Raw genomic sequence first — 2,030 nt, forward strand, 5'->3', positions numbered from 1 at the left:
CCCCGAACCCTACCTCTTATGCTGCCTCCTCCCTTGCCTGCTCCCCTCATCCGGCTCTCACCCCGGTGAACGGTTACAGAGCGTGGAACCCATCGCCGCCCGCGCGTGTCCAGACCCCGAACGGGTGGATGCCATGCACCAGCGGCTGTTGCACTTCGCCGTGGACTCGAAGTGGAGCCACCGGGATGTGCGGCGCCAGGCGGCGCGGTACGCGTTGCGGGAGCCCGTGGAAGTCTGGATTGTGGACGACACGGGCTTCCTCAAGCAGGGAAAGCACTCGGTGGGCGTGCAACGGCAGTACACCGGCTCCGCGGGGAAGGTGGCCAACTGCCAACTCGGCGTCAGCCTCAGTGTCGCCACCCGCACCGAGCACCTGGCCCGCGACTTCGAGCTGTACCTGCCCGAACTCTGGGCCAACGACGAGGCGACTCGCAAAGACGGCTGATTCCAGCGTGGCACTGGCTGGCCACGGGACACCGTGACGAGCCCCGCCTCTTCAAATGGAACTCATCCGGCGAGGTCTTTCGCTGGATGGAGAACACGGGAAGCTGGGAGTTTCAGGCCATCTGCCGCCCTCAACACTCCAGCATGTTCGGAAGCAGGGTCCTTCTGCCAGAGTGTTCCCCCGCCTTGAGCCGCTGAAGCCCTGGGAGAATGGTTCCATGCTGCGAGCCCCTCATCTCGTCCTGCTCCTCTCCCTCGCGGTGGATGGAGGTACATCCCTCCCCTCCTCCACCGTTCCCGGGACGGACGGAGGGCTCACGGCTCCCATGCCCGGCACGTCCGAAGCGGACGGAGGAACGACTGCCGCGTCCAGCACCTCCCCTCTGGACGGAGGCCCCCCTACCCGACGCTCCCGCCTGGTGGGAGGCATTGACTGGCCCGAGGAACTGCGCCCGCTAGCCACCCTGGACGGCCCCGCGGTGGTCGCTGCCAACGCGGCGCTACAACACCTGCTGGCGAGCCTCCCAAAAGAATCCGCGAAGACCTGCTCCCACTCCGCCAAGGCCATGGAGGTCATCGTCGGCGAGCACGCCGGGCTCTATTTCGTTCAAATCAACCAGCGCGTGGAGAAGTGCGGCAAGTTCGCCCCGGGCTTCAACCTCACGCTCGACTGGTTCGAGCTGTATGCGGTCTCCCCGGACGGGAAGGTGTTGGCACGCTACCCGTACACCCCGTAGCCAGCCGCCCCGCGTCAGCGAATCGTCCGCACCGGCCGCACGGGGCCGTTGAACCAGCGGCTCAGCTCCACCACGTCCTCCAGCCGGCGCGCGTCCGGCAGGCTGGACAGGAACACCCGGCCGTACGCCTTCGTCACGATGCGCCGGTCCAGCATCGCCACGATGCCCCGGTCCGACTGCGTGCGGATGAGCCGCCCGAAGCCCTGCCGCAGCGCCAGCGCCGCCTGCGGGCGCTGGTACGCCTCGAACGGCTCCTCGCCCCGCTGCTGGAGCTGGTTGATTCGCGCCGCCACCAGCGGGGCCCCCGGTGACGCGAAGGGCAGCCTGTCAATGATGACCAGGCTCAGCGCGTCCCCCGGCACGTCCACGCCCTCCCAGAAGCTGTGCGCCGCGAACAACACGCTCGGCGTCTCGCGGAAGGCCTCCAACGGACTCGCGCGCAGGAAGCGCCCCTTGCCACGCGACTCCGCCCACAGCCACGCATCGAGCGCCTACTGTGCCCTGCAAGACGCTACGCGGTGGGGCCCTGAGAGAGGATGACGGAGCGATCTGACAAAATGCACTCACGGTGGGATGAGGCGAGCCCCACCGGGGAGCTGCATCATGCAGGCGAACGCACCGGCGTTCATGTTGCGACTGGGGTCCCTCGCTGCCAGGACACTGGTTGTCTACGGGCTCGCGGGCACGGAAAGCCTCAGCCGTCTGTACGACTTCCGGGTGGACTTCTTCGCCCGCGACGGCGAGCCACTGACGGTGGCGGACCTGGTGGGCCAGGACGCACTGCTCACGGTTTCCGTACGCGACGGCAGCCCCCGCTACGTGCACGGCCAGGTGCGCGGGGTGGAGTCG

General features: G+C 68.0%; 2 protein-coding genes and 2 pseudogenes. 3 read left to right on the forward strand and 1 reads right to left on the reverse strand.

Features of this window, described 5'->3' with window-relative positions; all coding sequences use genetic code 11:
* Nucleotides 1-37: 37 nt before the first annotated feature.
* On the forward strand, nt 38-445 hold the full coding sequence (locus tag K8638_RS44080) for a transposase (RefSeq protein ID WP_370644261.1): 408 nt from the start codon (nt 38-40) through the stop codon (nt 443-445).
* Nucleotides 446-923: 478 nt separating this feature from the next.
* Nucleotides 924-1,181 (forward strand): hypothetical protein, encoded by a 258-nt coding sequence (locus K8638_RS44085; RefSeq protein ID WP_223760794.1) that lies wholly within the window; start codon nt 924-926, stop codon nt 1,179-1,181.
* Between the two features lie 14 nt (nt 1,182-1,195).
* On the opposite strand, the pseudogene K8638_RS44090 reads toward K8638_RS44085, so the two are convergent.
* Nucleotides 1,196-1,609 (reverse strand): annotated as a pseudogene (locus tag K8638_RS44090) (helicase C-terminal domain-containing protein); the annotation flags it as partial.
* 175 nt (nt 1,610-1,784) lie between these two features.
* Between K8638_RS44090 and K8638_RS44095 the strand changes: the two are divergent.
* Nucleotides 1,785-2,030, forward strand: a pseudogene (locus K8638_RS44095) (hypothetical protein); the annotation flags it as partial.

Source organism: Myxococcus sp. RHSTA-1-4 (assembly GCF_020037125.1).
Classification (GTDB): Bacteria; Myxococcota; Myxococcia; order Myxococcales; family Myxococcaceae; genus Myxococcus.